The organism is Nocardioides marinus, assembly GCF_013408145.1.
Taxonomy (GTDB): domain Bacteria; phylum Actinomycetota; class Actinomycetes; order Propionibacteriales; family Nocardioidaceae; genus Nocardioides; species Nocardioides marinus.
The window spans coordinates 2,559,321-2,574,982 of the sequence record NZ_JACBZI010000001.1 but is presented as its reverse complement, the minus strand read 5'-3'; the positions used below and the strand labels follow the sequence as shown (position 1 = coordinate 2,574,982).

Annotated in this window: 12 protein-coding genes; 10 read left to right on the top strand and 2 right to left on the bottom strand. The window is 73.2% G+C overall.

From position 1 onward, the window contains the following. Positions 1-198 precede the first annotated feature (198 nt). From BKA05_RS12175 to rodA, 5 genes are read left to right on the top strand one after another with little or no spacing between them, the layout of a single operon-like run. Positions 199-1,227: a rod shape-determining protein gene (locus BKA05_RS12175; RefSeq protein ID WP_179531663.1), complete on the top strand. Its 1,029-nt coding sequence runs from the start codon at positions 199-201 to the stop codon at positions 1,225-1,227. Then, a complete protein-coding gene (mreC, locus tag BKA05_RS12170; protein ID WP_179531662.1) occupies positions 1,227-2,237 on the top strand; it encodes a rod shape-determining protein MreC in 1,011 nt (336 codons plus the stop codon). Before BKA05_RS12175 ends, mreC begins: the two co-directional genes overlap by 1 nt. Next, the gene (gene mreD, locus BKA05_RS12165) at positions 2,234-2,743 is read left to right on the top strand and encodes a rod shape-determining protein MreD (protein ID WP_179531661.1); all 510 of its coding nucleotides are present in this window, start codon (positions 2,234-2,236) and stop codon (positions 2,741-2,743) included. Before mreC ends, mreD begins: the two co-directional genes overlap by 4 nt. A gap of 7 nt (positions 2,744-2,750) precedes the next feature. Beyond that, entirely contained in the window at positions 2,751-4,913 is a 2,163-nt protein-coding gene (gene mrdA / locus BKA05_RS12160) for a penicillin-binding protein 2 (RefSeq protein WP_179531660.1), read from the top strand. Beyond that, the gene (gene rodA, locus BKA05_RS12155) at positions 4,910-6,121 is read left to right on the top strand and encodes a rod shape-determining protein RodA (protein ID WP_246289795.1); all 1,212 of its coding nucleotides are present in this window, start codon (positions 4,910-4,912) and stop codon (positions 6,119-6,121) included. Before mrdA ends, rodA begins: the two co-directional genes overlap by 4 nt. Positions 6,122-6,164: 43 nt before the next feature. Here rodA and BKA05_RS12150 read toward each other — a convergent pair whose 3' ends face one another. Further along, positions 6,165-7,295 (bottom strand): calcium:cation antiporter, encoded by a 1,131-nt coding sequence (locus BKA05_RS12150; RefSeq protein WP_179531659.1) that lies wholly within the window; start codon positions 7,293-7,295, stop codon positions 6,165-6,167. Positions 7,296-7,350: 55 nt separating this feature from the next. On the opposite strand from BKA05_RS12150, the gene BKA05_RS12145 reads away from it, so the two are divergent. The 3 genes from BKA05_RS12145 to BKA05_RS12135 all read left to right on the top strand — a co-directional run bounded on the left by BKA05_RS12145 (position 7,351) and on the right by BKA05_RS12135 (position 12,091). Next, a complete protein-coding gene (locus BKA05_RS12145; protein ID WP_179531658.1) occupies positions 7,351-8,280 on the top strand; it encodes an NAD-dependent epimerase/dehydratase family protein in 930 nt (309 codons plus the stop codon). 42 nt (positions 8,281-8,322) lie between these two features. Beyond that, on the top strand, positions 8,323-10,011 hold the full coding sequence (locus tag BKA05_RS12140; protein WP_179531657.1) for an MDR family MFS transporter: 1,689 nt from the start codon (positions 8,323-8,325) through the stop codon (positions 10,009-10,011). Between the two features lie 91 nt (positions 10,012-10,102). Further along, positions 10,103-12,091: a TIGR03960 family B12-binding radical SAM protein gene (locus BKA05_RS12135; RefSeq protein WP_179531656.1), complete on the top strand. Its 1,989-nt coding sequence runs from the start codon at positions 10,103-10,105 to the stop codon at positions 12,089-12,091. 101 nt (positions 12,092-12,192) lie between these two features. Here the strand turns inward: BKA05_RS12135 and BKA05_RS12130 are convergent, their stop codons facing one another. Then, on the bottom strand, positions 12,193-13,395 hold the full coding sequence (locus BKA05_RS12130) for an MFS transporter (RefSeq protein WP_343045651.1): 1,203 nt from the start codon (positions 13,393-13,395) through the stop codon (positions 12,193-12,195). A gap of 163 nt (positions 13,396-13,558) precedes the next feature. Here BKA05_RS12130 and BKA05_RS12125 point away from each other — a divergent pair, with 163 nt between their 5' ends. Continuing rightward, entirely contained in the window at positions 13,559-14,770 is a 1,212-nt protein-coding gene (locus BKA05_RS12125) for a winged helix DNA-binding domain-containing protein (RefSeq protein ID WP_179531655.1), read from the top strand. After that, positions 14,763-15,473, top strand: a complete 711-nt coding sequence (locus BKA05_RS12120) for a TIGR03936 family radical SAM-associated protein (RefSeq protein WP_179531654.1) — start codon at positions 14,763-14,765, stop codon at positions 15,471-15,473. Before BKA05_RS12125 ends, BKA05_RS12120 begins: the two co-directional genes overlap by 8 nt. Positions 15,474-15,662: the final 189 nt, after the last annotated feature.

The following is a 15,662-nucleotide window of genomic DNA, read 5'->3' as shown; positions in this document are numbered from 1 at the left end:
CTGACGCCGAACCGGCGTATCAATACGCCGGCTCGGCGCGAATTTCCGGTCACACGCGTCACTCCAGCCACCGGCGTGGCGCGCGGTTTCGGCGTACGCCGCTCCTTACCCTCGACCTCAGGGTCGGACGGGAGCGTGCGCGCGTGACGACCTGCCTTCCCCGGCACAGGTTCGCGCACGAGGCGGCGGCGAGCACCGATGGCGAACAGCTTCTTCGGCCGGGACATGGCCGTGGACCTCGGCACCGCCAACACCCTCGTCTACGCCCGGGGCCGTGGCGTGCTGCTCGACGAGCCGAGCGTGGTGGCGCTGCACTCCGGCACCGGCGAGGTTCTCGCCGTGGGCCACGAGGCCAAGCGGATGCTGGGGCGCACCCCCGACTCGATCACCGCGATCCGTCCCCTGAAGGACGGGGTCATCGCCGACTTCGAGGCCACCGAGCAGATGCTGCGCTGGTTCATCCAGCAGGTGCACCGCCGGCGTGCCTTCGCCAAGCCGCGGATGGTCATCTGCGTCCCCAGCGGGATCACCGCGGTCGAGCAGCGCGCGGTGAAGGAGGCCGGCTACCAGGCCGGCGCCCGCCGGGTCTACATCGTCGAGGAGCCGATGGCCGCCGCGATCGGCGCCGGGCTCCCCGTGCACCAGGCCACCGGCAACATGGTGGTCGACGTCGGCGGCGGCACCACCGAGGTCGCCGTCATCAGCCTCGGCGGGATCGTCACGAGCCTCTCGATCCGCACCGCCGGCGACGACCTCGACAACGCGATCGTGGCGTGGATGAAGAAGGAGTACTCCCTGCTCCTGGGCGAGCGGACCGCCGAGGAGGTCAAGATGACCCTCGGCTCGGCCTTCCCGCTGCCCGACGAGCCGGAGGCCGAGATCCGCGGCCGCGACCTGGTCTCCGGGCTGCCGCGCACCGTGCTGGTCTCCAGCGCCGAGGTGCGCCAGGCGCTGGAGGAGCCGCTGCACGCGATCGTCGACGCGGTGCGCACGACCCTCGACCAGACCCCGCCCGAGCTGGCCGGCGACATCATGGACCGCGGCATCGTGCTCACCGGCGGCGGCGCCCTGCTGCGCGGCCTCGACGAGCGGCTGCGCCACGAGACCGGCATGCCCGTCCACGTCGCCGAGGACCCGCTGACCTCGGTGGCGATGGGCGCCGGGAAGTGCGTGGAGGAGTTCGAGGCGCTCCAGCAGGTGCTGGTCAACGAGCGGCGGCGCTACTGATGGCCCTGCTCGAGCGCACCGGCCGCGACGGCCGGGCCGCCGCGTCGCCGCGCCGCCTCGGCTCGCTCACCGCGCGTCGCGAGCGTCGGGAGCGCCGCTGGCACCTCGGCCCCGACCTCGAGCGCCAGCAGCGGCCCAGCCGTTCGCTCCTGGTCGCCCTCGGCCTGGCCAGCGCCACCTTGATGACCCTCGACCTCACCGCCAACGGTGCGGCGCTCGACCCGGTGCGCGGTGTCGTCGCCGACGTCGTCGGCCCCGCCCAGGCGGGTGCCAGCGCGATCGTGCGGCCAGTCGTCGGCGTCCCCGACCTGCTGCGCACCCACTCCTCGCTGCGCGCGGAGGTCGCGGCGCTGGAGGAGGAGAACACCGCGCTGCGCGCCGAGCTGGGCAGCGCCGCCTTCCAGCGCAACCGGCTGGCCGCCTACGACTCGCTCACCGCCGCCGCCGAGGACCTCGGCTACAGCCTGGTCCCCAGCCGCGTGGTCGGCTGGGGCCCCGCGCAGTCCTTCTCCAGCACCGTCACCATCGACGCCGGCACCGACGCCGGCGTGCGGCCCGACATGACCGTCGTCAGCGGCGCCGGTCTCGTGGGCCGGGTCGTCTCGGCCGGGCGCACCACCGCGACGGTCCTGCTCATCACCGACCCGTCCTCCACCGTCGGCGCCCGCGTCGGCGACACCATGGACATGGGCTTCCTGCGCGGTCGCGGCGTCGTCGGCGACGAGGGCCGTCTCGACCTCGAGCTGGTCGACCGCACGGCCGTCCCGGCCCGCCAGGACTCGGTGGTGACCTGGGGCAGCGACGGGGGAGCGCCGTACGTCGCCGGTGTGCCGATCGGGCGCGTCACCCACGTCTACTCCTCGCTGCGCGAGACCGCCCAGCGCGTGGTCGTCGACCCGTACGTCGACTTCGGCTCCCTCGACGTCGTCGGCGTCGTCGTGCCGACCGGCACCGTCTCCGACCGGGCCCTGGTCGGGCCCGACGGCGAGCTGCGGGAGGCCGGTCGATGACCACCGCCCGCTCCCTGGCCGCCGCGGCGGCCGTGCTGCTGGCCCTGCTGCTGCAGGTCTCGCTCTTCCCCCACGTCGCCTGGCAGGGCGTGGTGCCCAACCTCGCGCTGCTGGTCGTCGTCGCCGGTGCCCTGACCCGTGGCCCGCAGTTCGCGATGGTCGTCGGCTTCGCCGCGGGTGCGTTGATCGACCTGGCCCCGCCGGCCGACCACGTCGCCGGGCGCTGGGCGCTGGCCCTCACCGTCGTGGGGTACGTCGCCGGGCGGGTGCGCAGCGAGTCCAGCCCGACCGCGACGACCGTCGTGGGCACCGTCGCCGCGAGCTCCTTCGTCGGCACCTCCCTCTTCGCCATCACCGGGCTGCTCGTGGGCGACCTGTCCGTCGGGGTCGGCGAGCTGCTGCTGGTGATCGGTGTCGCCGTGCTGTGGGACGTCGTGCTCACCCCCTTCGTGTTGCCGCCGCTCATGGGGCTCTTCCGCCGTCTCGAGCCGGCCCGGGTCACGTGAGCGCCCGATGAGCCGCCCCTCCGACGTGGCAGCCGGGGCCCACCGCACCCGGCTGCGGATCGTGGTCCTGCAGGCGCTGGTGCTCAGCCTGTTCGCGACCCTGCTGGGCCGGCTCTACTTCCTCCAGGTCGTCTCCGGTGAGGAGTACACCGTCCAGGCGGCCTCGCAGTCGGTGCGCGACATCGTCGAGCAGCCCCAGCGCGGCCTGATCGTCGACGACATGGGACGCCCGCTGGTGACCAACCGGCTGGCCTGGGTCGTCTCGGTCGACCGCACCCTGCTCGGCAAGCTGCCCGGCCGCGATCGTCGCGAGCTGCTCAGCCGCGTCAGCACCGCCACCGGCGTGGGCGTCAAGCAGCTCGAGCGCCGCCTGGTCACCTGCGGCGACGAGGGCGCGGTGACCGGCGTGTGCTGGAACGGCTCGCCCTACCAGCCCGTCCCGGTCGCCAGCGACGTGGAGCGCGAGGTCGCCCTGCGCATCCTCGAGCAGCCCGAGGACTACCCGGGCGTGCTGGCCGAGCAGCAGAGCGTCCGGGCCTACCCGCGCCCCTACGACGTCAACCTCGCCCACGTCCTGGGCTACCTCAGCCCGGTGACCGCCGAGGAGCTCGAGCAGGCCGAGGCCGACGGCGAGGACTCCGTCAACGGCGCCTCGGTCGTGGGCCGCGCCGGCGTCGAGAAGCAGTACGACGCATGGCTGCGCGGCCTGCCGGGCACCCAGTCGGTCGCGGTCGACTCGATGGGCCGCGTGCTGGGCGACGACTCGGCCGTGGAGGCCCGCCCGGGCGACACGCTGGTCACCTCCATCGACGCCAAGGTGCAGTCGGTGGTGGAGCAGCAGCTGCTGCAGACGATCCGCACCGCCCGGCAGACCCGGGACACGGTGACCGGGCGCAACTACGCCGCCGACTCCGGCGCGGTCGTGGTGCTCGAGGCCGACACCGGACGGGTCGTGGCGATGGCCAGCCACCCGACGTACGACCCGGAGGTGTGGGTGGGCGGCATCTCCGACGACGAGCTGGCCCGGCTCTACTCCGAGGCCGCCGGCACCCCGCTGCTCGGACGCGCCACCCAGGGCCAGTTCGCGCCGGGCTCGACGTGGAAGCCGTTCATGACCGCCGGCGCGCTCACCCACGGCTACTCCACCGACACCCGCCTGAACTGCTCCAGCGCGTTCCGCGTCGGCAACCGCGACTTCAAGAACTACGAGTCCGGGGCCTACGGCTACATCGGCTTCGACAAGGCGCTCGAGGTCTCCTGCAACACCTTCTTCTACCGGGTCGGCTTCCACTACTGGCAGAAGTTCGGCTCCGACGAGGCAGACGTGAAGGCCTTCGACCCGCTGGTGGAGGAGGCCAAGGACTTCGGCTTCGGCTCCCGCACCGGCATCGACCTGCCCGGGGAGGCCGCCGGCCGCATCGCCGACCGGCGCTGGAAGCGGGAGTACTACAAGTCGATGAAGGACTTCTACTGCGGCATCTCCGAGAAGCCGCAGGACTCCAAGACCTCCGACTTCGTCTACAAGTTCGCCTACGAGTTCTGCGTCGAGGGCTACGCCTACCGCGCCGGTGACGCAGCCAACTTCGCGATCGGGCAGGGTGACACGGTCGTCACGCCGCTGCAGCTGGCCCGGGCCTACGGCGCGCTGGCCAACGGCGGCACCCTCTACGCCCCGCGCGTGGGCAAGGCGATCGTCGGCCCCGACGGCTCGGTCATCGAGCGCATCGAGCCCAAGAAGGTCGGCACCGTCGACCTGCCCGCCTCGACGATCGGCTACATCGACACCGCGCTCAAGGGCGTCACCCGGCAGGGCACCATGGCCTGGCGGATGGGCGGCTTCCCGCTCGAGGAGGTGCAGATCCGCTCCAAGACGGGCTCGGCCGAGGTCTACGGCAAGCAGTCGACCTCCTGGGTCGCGTCCTACTCCGACGACTACGTCGTGGTGATGATGGTCAGCCAGGGCGGCACCGGGTCGGGCACCTCCGGTCCGGCCGTCCGGGCCATCTGGGAGGCGTTGTACGGCGTGGAGGGCGACGCCGTCCGCCCCGACCGTGCCGCCATCCCCGGGACCGTGCCGCCGGGCCGGCTGCCGAAGTTCCTGGCCGACGGCTCGATCCTCCCGCCGGCGCGGGAGAAGCGTTCGGCCGCGAAGAGGAGGGCGTCGCGATGACCACCATGGCCACGCGGACCGTCCAGGCGTCCCGCTCCGGCCGGCCCGCCGGCGTACGCCCCACCTCCTCGCTGGGCACCCGGCCGCTGCTGCGGTGGGGCGGCGTGGACTGGTGGCTGATGGCCGCGGTCTCCGGGTTGCTGGTCCTCGGCACGCTGCTGGTCTGGTCGGCGACGACCACCCGCGACGACCTGACCGGCGGCGACCCGCGGGCCTACCTCTACAAGCAGGTCACCAACATCGCGATCGGCCTGGTGCTGATGAGCGTGGTGCTGGTCGCCGACCACCGGTGGGTGCGGGTGGCCGCGCCGCTGGCCTACCTCGCCTCGGTCGGCGGGCTGGTGCTCGTGCTGGTCGCCGGCTCGACGATCAACGGCTCGCGGTCGTGGATCGTGGTGGGCGGGATGTCGATCCAGCCCGCGGAGCTGGCCAAGCTGGCCGTCGTGATCGGGATGGCGCTGGTGCTCGCGCACCGCGCCGCGGGTCGCTGGCGGCCCAGGGTCGGGCTCGTCGAGGTCGTGCTCATGCTCGGGATCGCGGCTGTCCCGGCCGTCCTCATCCTGCTGCAGCCCGACCTGGGCACGATGCTGGTGCTCACCGCCACCGTGACCGGGGTGCTCGTCGTCTCCGGGGCGCCGCGGCGCTGGCTGGCGCTGCTCGCCGGCGGCGGGGTGACTGCCGCGCTGGCCGCCGTGGCCGGGGGAGTGCTCAAGCCCTACCAGGTCGACCGGTTCCTGGCCTTCACCAACCCCGACCTCGACCCCCGAGGCGCCGGTTACAACGTCGAGCAGGCACGCATCGCGGTGGGCAACGGCGGCGTGTGGGGCCAGGGCCTCTTCGGGGGCTCCCAGACCCGTTCGGGCTTCGTCCCCGAGCAGCACACCGACTTCGTCTTCACCGTCGCGGGCGAGGAGCTCGGCCTGGTCGGGGCGGGGCTGCTCATCGCGCTGCTGGGCCTGGTGGTGTGGCGGGCGCTGGTGATCGCCACGCGCACCGACGACGTCTTCGGCCGGGTGGCCGCCGCGGGGATCGCCTGCTGGTTCGGTTTCCAGGGCTTCCAGAACGTCGGGATGTGCCTGGGGATCATGCCGGTCACCGGCGTACCCCTGCCGTTCGTGTCGTACGGCGGCTCCTCGATGTTCGCCGGGCTGCTGGCGATCGGGCTGCTGCAGAACATCCACCTGCGCGCCTCCGCTCCGCGCGCCTGAGGCGCGACCACGGGCGACCCCCTCGGGCGCGACCCGTGCGGCCTCAGGGCACGAGGGAGAAGAACAGGAACGTCGCCATCAGGGCCAGGTGCACCACGCCCTGGATCGGCTTGGCACGCCCGGGCACCACGGTGAGCGTGGCCACGACGACGGTGATGAACAGCAGCACGATCTGCATCGGCTCCAGCCCCAGCACCAGGTCGCCCTCGAGCCAGATGGAGGCCACCGCGATCGTCGGGATGGTCAGCCCGATCGAGGCCATGGAGGACCCGAAGGCGAGGTTGAGGCTGATCTGCACCCGGTCGCGGGCGGCGTTGAGGGCGGCGGCGATCGACTCGGGGGCGAGCACGAGCAGCGCGATGACCACACCGACCACCGCGTAGGGCAGCCCCAGCGAGCTGACGGTCGACTCGATCGTGGGGGAGAGCACCTTGGCCAGCCCCACGACCGAGACCAGCGAGACCAGCAGCAGCCCCACCGAGAGCAGCGTCTCGCCGTCGCCCGGCGGGTCGGCGTGCCCGTCGCCGTCGGCGTCCTCGACGTCGAACACGCCGGTGACCCGGCCCTGGGAGTCCGAGCGCACGGGCAGGAAGAAGTCGCGGTGCTGGACGGTCTGGGTGAACACGAACGCGCCGTAGAGCACGAGCGAGGCGACGGCCGCGAAGGCCAGCTGCGAGCCGGTGTACTCCAGGCCCGCCTCGGAGACGGTGAACCCCGGGAGCACCAGGCACACCGAGGCCAGCGCCACGACGGTCGACAGCGCCGCACCGCTGCCGGAGGCGTTGAACGCCACCACGCCGTGGCGCAGCGCACCGAGCAGCAGCGAGATGCCGACGATGCCGTTGAGCGAGATCATCAGGGCGGCGAAGACGGTGTCGCGGGCGTAGGTGGCGGCCCCGTCGCCGCCGCCGAGGGTCAGCATCACGATCAGCCCGACCTCGATGACGGTGACCGACACCGCCAGCACCAGCGACCCGAACGGCTCGCCGACCCGGTGCGCGACGACCTCGGCGTGGTGCACCGCGGCCAGCACCGCCCCGACCAGGACGACCGCGACCAGGGCCAGCAGGAGCGGCTGCTCGGTCTTGGGCCAGGTCACCGCGAGCAGCGCGACCCCGAGCACCGGCAGCGCCACGGTCCACTGGAAGGGGCCGCGTCTCGCCGGGGAGCTCATGCCCTCACCCTAGGGAGCGGTCCAACCCGCCGGTGCGGCCTGGCACGGTGGTGGCATGAGTGAGCAGCCGACCGTCGTCGTCACCGGAGCCAACGGCCTCGTCGGGTCCCACGTGTGCGCGGCCCTCGCGCAGCGCGGGGCCGCGGTCCGTGCCGTCGTACGCCGCAGCGGCACCGCCCCCGAGGTCGAGGGCGTCACCGAGGTCGTCGGAGAGTTCACCGACCCCGCCCAGGCCCCCGGGCTGGTCGAGGGGGCCGACGTCCTGGTGACCACGGTGCACCCGATGGGCACCGACCGGGCCACCCAGGAGCGGGTCGGTGTGGAGGGCACGACGACGATCGCCACGGCGGCCCGGGAGGCCGGGGTGGGGTTGCTGGTGCACGTCTCGACCGCCTCGGTCTACGACCGGCGCGCGGGGGTGGGCGACGTCGACGAGTCCTCCGACCCCGTGCCCGACGACGCCGGGGACTACCCCGTGACCAAGCGCGACACCGACGCCCGGCTCGAGGTGCTCGACGGTCCCACCCGGGTGCTGGTGCGCCCGCCGGTGATCCTGGGCCCGGGGGAGAGCTCGCTGTGGAACACCCTGCGCCCCCGCGAGATGGCCGAGGACCCCGCGCAGGCGCACGCCGTCCCGGACCTGACCTTCGCCTGGGTGCACGTGGCCGACCTGGCCCGGCTCGTCGCGGACCTGGCGACCGGCACGATCGTGGTGGGGGAGGACGCCGGGGCCGGCCCGGTCGCGGGTCGATGCACCGCGGTGAACGCCGCGGCGGGCGCGAGCACCTTCCGGCACTACCTCGAGACCGTCACCTCCGCGCTCGGCGTGGAGCCCACCTGGGACGACGGCCCGGCGTGGCAGGGCAGCGTCGTCTCGGAGCGGGCACGGGCCTGGGGCTGGAGGCCGGAGGTGACCCTGGAGGCGGCGATGGCCGAGCTCGTCGAGGGCCTGCCGCGGGACGTGCGTCCCACGTCACCGTCCTGAGCGGTTCCCGCGGCGCCGCACGACGGCGTACGATGGTTGTCGATGGCAACGAACACGTCCCCCGCGTCCTCGTCGACCCCCGAGTCGGGTGAGTACACCCACGCCCAGGTCCTCACGATCCTCTCCGGGCTGATGCTCGGCATGTTCCTGGCGTCCCTGGACCAGACGATCGTCAGCACGTCGATCCGCACGATCGCCGACGACCTCAACGGCCTGTCGGTCCAGGCCTGGGTGACCACGGCCTACCTGATCACCGCGACGATCACGACCCCGATCTACGGCAAGCTCGGGGACAACTACGGGCGCAAGAAGCTCTTCATGTTCGCCATCTCGCTGTTCGTGGCGGCCTCGGCGCTGTGCTCGTTCGCCGACTCGATGTACATGCTCGCGGCGTTCCGGGCCATCCAGGGCCTCGGCGCGGGCGGCCTGATGACGCTGGTGCTCGCCATCATCGGCGACATCGTCAGCCCTCGCGAGCGCGCGAAGTACACCGGCTACTTCATGGCCACCTTCGCCACCTCCTCGGTGCTCGGCCCGGTCCTCGGGGGCCTGCTCGCCGGGCGCGAGGAGATCCTCGGCGTCACCGGGTGGCGCTGGGTCTTCCTGGTCAACGTCCCCGTCGGCCTGATCGCCCTGGTGGTCGTCGCGCGCACCCTCAACGTCAGCGTCGAGCGTCGCGACGTCCGGGTGGACTGGTGGGGCGCCTCCGCCCTGGTCCTGGGCCTGGTGCCGCTGCTGACCGTCGCCGAGCAGGGCCGCGAGTGGGGCTGGGCCTCCGGTCTGGCGCTGGCCTGCTACGGCCTCGGGGTGCTGGGCCTGGTGCTCTTCGTGGTCGCCGAGCACGCGATGGGGGAGGCCGCGCTGATCCCGCTGCGGATGTTCCGCATCCGGGTGGCCTCGGTGACGATCGCGGCCAGCGTGATCATCGGGATGGCGATGTTCGGCGGCATCATGATCCTGCCGCTCTACATGCAGATCGTGCACGGGGCCAGCCCGACCAAGGCCGGCATCCTGATGCTGCCGATGGTCGCCGGCATGATGGCGGCCTCCATCAGCTCCGGCCGGGTGATCTCCCGCACCGGCCACGTCCGGCTCTTCCCGATCGTCGGCTCCGCGGTGATCGTCCTGGGGCTGTTCCTCCTCTCCTTCACCACCGCCGACACCCCGCTGCCGCTGGTCAGCTGCTCGATGTTCGTGCTCGGCCTCGGGCTGGGCTCGTGCATGCAGCCGCTGCTGCTCACCGTGCAGAGCGCGGTGCCGCCCACCGAGATCGGTGTCGCCACCGCGTCGGCCACCTTCTTCCGCCAGCTCGGCGGCACCCTCGGTGTCGCGATCTTCCTCTCGATCCTCTTCTCGACCGTCGGGCCCAACATCTCCACGGCGCTGGACGAGGCGGCCACCACCCCGGAGTTCCAACAGGGCGTCGCGCAGGTCGGGGGCCTGGACGAGAGCGTGGTCGAGGGCATCCAGGACGACTCCTCGGTGCTCGAGACGCTGCCCGACGCCGTGGCCCACCCCTTCCGGGTCGGGTTCGCGGAGTCCATGGACCTGGTGTTCCTCAGTGCCGCGGGTGTGGGCGTGCTCGCCTTCCTCATCCTGCTCCTGCTGCCGCCGGTGGAGCTGCGGGCCACCTCGGCCTCCGCGGCCCGGGCCTCCGACACCGCGGCGGCGGCCGCCACCCCCTCCCCGACCGGCACGCCCACCAGCACCCCGGCCGCGCCGCGCGAGTAGCCCGCGGGCGGTCGCGGACTGGGTGGCACGCCCGGCTGCGCCGTACATTGGTCCCTTGCCCTGACCGCACCCGAGCCGCCGAGGTGAGTCCATGTCCGCCCCCGCCGCCCTGCGCCGAGGACAGTCCGTCTTCGAGCTCCTCGAGCCGCACCTGCCGGGAGTCTCCAAGCCGATCCAGTACGTCGGCGGCGAGCTGAACTCCACGGTCAAGGACTGGGACTGCGGTGCCGGCTCCGAGGAGTCCGGCGGCCAGACCGTCCGCTGGGCGCTGATGTACCCCGACGCCTACGAGGTCGGCCTGCCAAACCAGGGCGTCCAGATCCTCTACGAGGTGCTCAACGAGCGCGACTGGATCGTCGCCGAGCGCACCTACGCGGTGTGGCCGGACATGGAGAGGGTGCTGCGCGAGCAGGCCATCCCGCAGTTCACCGTCGACGCCCACCGCCCGGTCGGTGACTTCGACCTCTTCGGGCTCAGCTTCTCCACCGAGCTCGGCTACACCAACATGATCAACGCGCTCGACCTCGCCGGCATCCCGCTGCGCGCCGCCGACCGCACCGAGGACCACCCGGTCGTCCTGGCCGGCGGCCACGCGGCGTTCAACCCCGAGCCGATCGCGGAGTTCCTCGACGCCGCCGTCCTCGGCGACGGCGAGGAGGTCGTCCTCGCGATCTCCGACATCGTCCGGGAGTGGAAGGCCGAGGACCGCCCCGGCGGTCGGGACGAGCTGCTGCGCCGCCTCGCGGTCACCGGCAACGTCTACGTCCCCCGCTTCTACGACGTGGTGTACGCCGAGGACGGCTCGATCGAGGCCGTCGTGCCCAACCGGCCCGGCATCCCGTTCCGGGTGCGCAAGCACACCCTGATGGACCTCGACGCCTGGCCCTACCCGGCCAAGCCGCTGGTGCCGCTGGCCGAGACCGTCCACGAGCGGTTCAGCGTCGAGATCTTCCGCGGCTGCACCCGCGGCTGCCGCTTCTGCCAGGCCGGGATGATCACCCGTCCCGTGCGTGAGCGCTCGATCGAGACGATCGGCGACATGGTCGAGAACGGCATCCGCAAGTCCGGCTTCGAGGAGGTCGGCCTGCTTTCGCTCTCCAGCGCCGACCACACCGAGATCGGCGACGTCGCCAAGGGGCTGGCCGACCGCTACGAGGGCTCGAACGTCTCGCTGTCGCTGCCCTCGACCCGCGTCGACGCCTTCAACATCACCCTCGCCAACGAGTTCTCCCGCAACGGCCGGCGCTCGGGGCTGACCTTCGCCCCCGAGGGCGGCTCGGAGCGGATGCGCAAGGTCATCAACAAGATGGTGACCGAGGAGGACCTCATCCGCACCGTCGCGACGGCGTACTCCCACGGCTGGCGGCAGGTGAAGCTCTACTTCATGGTCGGTCTCCCGACCGAGACCGACGAGGACGTGCTGCAGGTCGCCGAGCTGGCCAAGGCGGTCATCGCCAAGGGCCGCGAGGTCGCCGGGCACAACGACATCCGGTGCACGGTGTCGATCGGCGGGTTCGTCCCGAAGCCGCACACCCCCTTCCAGTGGGCCGCGCAGCTCGACGTCGAGACCACCGACGAGCGGCTCAAGCAGTTGCGCGACACCGTGCGGGCGGACAAGAAGTTCGGCCGCGCCATCGGCTTCCGCTACCACGACGGCAAGCCCGGCATCATCGAGGGGCTCCTCTCCCGCGGCGACCGTCGCGTGGCCCGCGTCATCGAGGAGGTCTGGCGCGACGGCGGCCGTTTCGACGGCTGGTCGGAGCACTTCTCCTACGACCGCTGGATCGCTGCGGCCGAGCGCGGCCTCGCTGGCACCGGCGTGGACCTCGACTGGTTCACCACCCGCGAGCGCGACTACGACGAGGTCCTGCCCTGGGACCACCTCGACTCCGGTCTCGACAAGGACTGGCTGTGGGGCGACTGGGAGGACGCGCTGGCCGTGGCCGACGGGTCGGCCGACGTCGAGGTCGAGGACTGCCGCTGGACCCCCTGCTACGACTGCGGCGTGTGCCCGGAGATGGGCACCGAGATCCAGATCGGTCCCACCGGCCAGCAGCTGCTGCCGCTCTCCGTCGTCTGAGGCCCCCGCCCGCCCGGCGGGCGGTGAGCCCTCAAGCGTCCAGGGTCGCTGATCGGTTGGCCACGCACCGCTCCCCGGGGCGCCGGCGGTCCGTTCCGTGCTCAGCGACGGGCGGCGGGCAGCTGGTCCTCGACGTACGCCGGACGCGCCAGCCGGACCGAGAGCCAGACCATCGGCAGCAGCGCCACCAGCAGGAAGGCCAGCGGGACGGTCCAGCCGTCGGTGGCGGCGTAGAGGCTGCCCACGACGAACGGCCCGGCCACGGCGATGAGGTAGCCCACCGACTGGGAGAAGGCCGACAGCGTGGCCGTGCCCTCCGCCGTCCGGGCGCGCAGCCCGATCAGGGTCAGCACGAGCGGGAACGTCGTGGTGCCGATGCCGGTGAGCAGGGCCCACAGCAGCGCCGGCTCGACCGGGTCGAGGACCAGGCCGACGTAGGCCACGGGGTAGCAGGCGGCGACGCCCAGCAGCAGCGCGGCCGGGTGCCGGGTGCGCACCAGGACACGGGGCAGCACGAAGGACAGCGGGATCGTCGTGCCCGTGAGCACCCCGACCAGCAGCCCGGCCTCGGTGGGGGAGAAGCCGGCGTCGCGCCAGAGCTGGGCGAACCACCCGAAGATCGCGTAGGCCTGCAGCGACTGCAGGCCGAAGTACGCCGCCAGGGACAGCCCCAGTGGGGTGCGGGCCACGTCGAGGAACCTCACGCGCGGCCCGGGCGGGGCAGGGGTCCGGTCGTGGCCGACCAGCAGGAGCCAGGGCAGGACCGCCACGGCGCCGAGCAGGGTCCAGGCGCCGAGGCCCCAGCGCCAGCCCTCCTCCACACCACCCCCGAGCGCGGTGCTCAGCGGGACGGTCAGCACGAGGCCGCCGGTGAGTCCCACCGCCAGCACCGTCGAGTACAGCGCGGTGGCCGGGCCGATCCGGTCGGGGGCGTGCAGCTTGACCAGCGAGGGGATCAGCACGTTGGCCAGCGCGGTGCCCGAGACCGCCAGCAGCGAGAGCAGCAGGAAGACCTCGGCGTTCCCCGTGACCGCGCGGGCGGCCAGGCCCACGGTGACGGCGACCAGGGCGAGCAGGGTGGCGCGGTGGAGTCCCCAGCGGGCGGCCGCGGCGGACGCGAGCGCGCCCACGACGGCGAAGGCCAGCACCGGCAGCGAGGTCAGCAGCGAGGTCTCCGCGCTCGACATCGCCAGCCCGTCGCTGACCTCCTCCAGCACCGGTCCGACGCTGACGGCGGCGGGGCGCAGGTTGACCGAGAGCAGCAGCAGGCCGACCCAGAACAGTGGCGAGGGACGACGGGTCACCGGCCGATGCTCGCACCTCCTCGGCGCCCGACCGGGTGGCGGGGCCGTTGGGTGCGCCGGGTGTCGACGCCCCGTGCCGCACTCCGGGTGTCAGTGCTTCCGGTGTCAGTGCTTCCGGTGTCAGTGCTCCCGGTGTCGGCGCCCCGGGGCAGGATGCGGGGCCATGGGCTCCCCGAGGCTGGTCGACGACGCAGAACGACGAGCGCGACTCGCGCGGCGCCACGCCCTGGCCCCCGGGCACCGGGCCGCCGACCCGGTCGGGGCGACCCGGTCCGTGGTCGTGCTGCACTCCACCGAGCCCGCGACCGTGCACCTGTCCGTGCACGCGCGGGTCGACGGGGTCACCCGTGCCGACGTCAGTGCCGCGATGGAGACCGAGCGCAGCCTGGTCAAGCAGCTGGCCATGCGACGCACGCTGTTCGTCTTCCCCCGGGACCTGCTGCCGGCGGCCTGGGGGAGCGCGGCCTCTCGCACCGCCGGCTCGGAGCGTGCGCGTCTGCACCGCGACCTGGTCGCCGCCGGGGTCGCCACCGATCCCGAGCGGTGGTTGGCCGAGGCCGGTGCCGAGGTGATCGACGCCCTCGACGGCGCCCCCGAGGGCCTCACCATGACCGAGCTGCGCGCGGCCGTCCCCACGATCGACGTGCGTGCCGACCTGGGCTCCTCCCAGCTCAACCCCGGCCGGATCCTCACGCTGCTCGGCGCCGAGGCCCGCGTGGTCCGCGGTGCCAACACCAGCCACTGGCGGGTCTTCCGGCCCCGCTGGCGCACGACGGGTTCCTGGCTCGGCGAGGTCCCGACCCCGCTCACCGCCGCCGAGGGGTACGCCGAGCTCGTCCGGCGCTGGCTGGCCCGCTTCGGCCCCGGAACCGAGACCGACCTGGTCTGGTGGCTGGGGGCGACCAAGGGGGCCGTGCGCGCGGCGCTGGCCGAGGTGGGGGCCGTCGAGGTCGGGGTCCCGGCCGATGGAGGCGCCGTCGCGCCGGCGTACGTCCTGCCCGACGACGTCGACCCGGCTCCCGCGGTCGAGCCGTGGGCGGCGCTGCTCCCGGTGCTGGACCCCACCGCGATGGGCTGGAAGGAGCGTGGCTTCCACCTCGGGCCACACGCGCCGGCCGTCTTCGACCGCAACGGCAACGCCGGCACGACCGCGTGGTGGGACGGGCGCGTCGTCGGCTGCTGGGTCCAGGACGACGACGGCACCGTGGCGGTCCGCCTCCTCGAGGACGTCCCGGCGCAGGGCAGGGCGGCGCTGCGGCAGGAGGCCGGTCGGCTCACCGGGTGGCTGGCGGGGGAGCGGGTCGGCACCGTCTACCCCTCGCCGGCGATGCGGTGCGACCCCGGGGACCTCACCTACCCTGTGCTGCGTGCGTGAGCAGCCCGAGCAGCAGGCCCCACCGGTCCAGCGACTGAGGATCCGGTACGCCAAGCGCGGCCGGTTGCGCTTCACCAGCCACCGCGACTTCTCCCGTGCCTTCGAGCGCGCGGTGTTCCGCGCACGTATCCCGATGGCCTACTCCTCGGGGTTCAACCCCCACCCGCGCATCTCGTACGCCGGTGCGGCGCCGACCGGCTCGGCCAGCGAGGCGGAGTACCTCGAGATCGCGCTGGCGCAGGTCGTCGACCCCGCCGACGTCCACGCCGAGCTCGAGCAGGCGCTGCCCCCGGGCCTGGACGTGCTGCAGGTGGTGGAGTCGCCCGGCGGGTCGCTGGCCGACCGGCTCGACGCCAGCCGCTGGACCATCGACGTCGCGAGCGCCCCGGACGTCACCGCCGCTGCGGTCGAGGGCTTCTTGGCCCACGAGAGCGTGCTGGTGGAGCGGATGACCAAGAAGGGGCTGCGTGAGTTCGACTGCCGCGCCGCGGTGGTCTCGCTGAGCGTCGCGCCGCACGACCGGGGAGCCCGGCTGGAGCTGGTGCTGCGCCACGCCACCATCCCCGCCGTACGCCCCGACGACGTGCTGCGCGGGCTCACCCAGACCTCCGGGCTGGAGGCGGGCTCGGCGCCGCTGCTCACCCGGCAGGCCCAGGGGCCCCTGGACCCGGAGACCGGCGAGGTCGGCGACCCGCTGGCCTGAGGAGCCGCTCGCCGGGGTCCTGCCTGCCGCGCCCGAGGTGCGCCGGAACACGGCCGCGACCTGTCGGGTGTGCGATACTCGCCACGGTCTCCGAGCGCTGCACGAGCCCGACGGTCACCCCAGTGTCCGACGGGAACGCGCGGCGGTCGACGACCCGACGACGTTCTCGCCGGTCCCGCGCAAGGGCCG

Excerpts from the sequence above, each read along its gene's own strand:
- BKA05_RS12175 (WP_179531663.1), top strand. The coding sequence starts at position 199 with ATGGCGAACAGCTTCTTCGGCCGGGACATGGCCGTGGACCTCGGCACC.
- mreC (WP_179531662.1), top strand. The coding sequence starts at position 1,227 with ATGGCCCTGCTCGAGCGCACCGGCCGCGACGGCCGGGCCGCCGCGTCG.
- mreD (WP_179531661.1), top strand. The coding sequence starts at position 2,234 with ATGACCACCGCCCGCTCCCTGGCCGCCGCGGCGGCCGTGCTGCTGGCC.
- mrdA (WP_179531660.1), top strand. The coding sequence starts at position 2,751 with ATGAGCCGCCCCTCCGACGTGGCAGCCGGGGCCCACCGCACCCGGCTG.
- rodA (WP_246289795.1), top strand. The coding sequence starts at position 4,910 with ATGACCACCATGGCCACGCGGACCGTCCAGGCGTCCCGCTCCGGCCGG.
- BKA05_RS12150 (WP_179531659.1), bottom strand. The coding sequence starts at position 7,295 with ATGAGCTCCCCGGCGAGACGCGGCCCCTTCCAGTGGACCGTGGCGCTG.
- BKA05_RS12145 (WP_179531658.1), top strand. The coding sequence starts at position 7,351 with ATGAGTGAGCAGCCGACCGTCGTCGTCACCGGAGCCAACGGCCTCGTC.
- BKA05_RS12140 (WP_179531657.1), top strand. The coding sequence starts at position 8,323 with ATGGCAACGAACACGTCCCCCGCGTCCTCGTCGACCCCCGAGTCGGGT.
- BKA05_RS12135 (WP_179531656.1), top strand. The coding sequence starts at position 10,103 with ATGTCCGCCCCCGCCGCCCTGCGCCGAGGACAGTCCGTCTTCGAGCTC.
- BKA05_RS12125 (WP_179531655.1), top strand. The coding sequence starts at position 13,559 with ATGGGCTCCCCGAGGCTGGTCGACGACGCAGAACGACGAGCGCGACTC.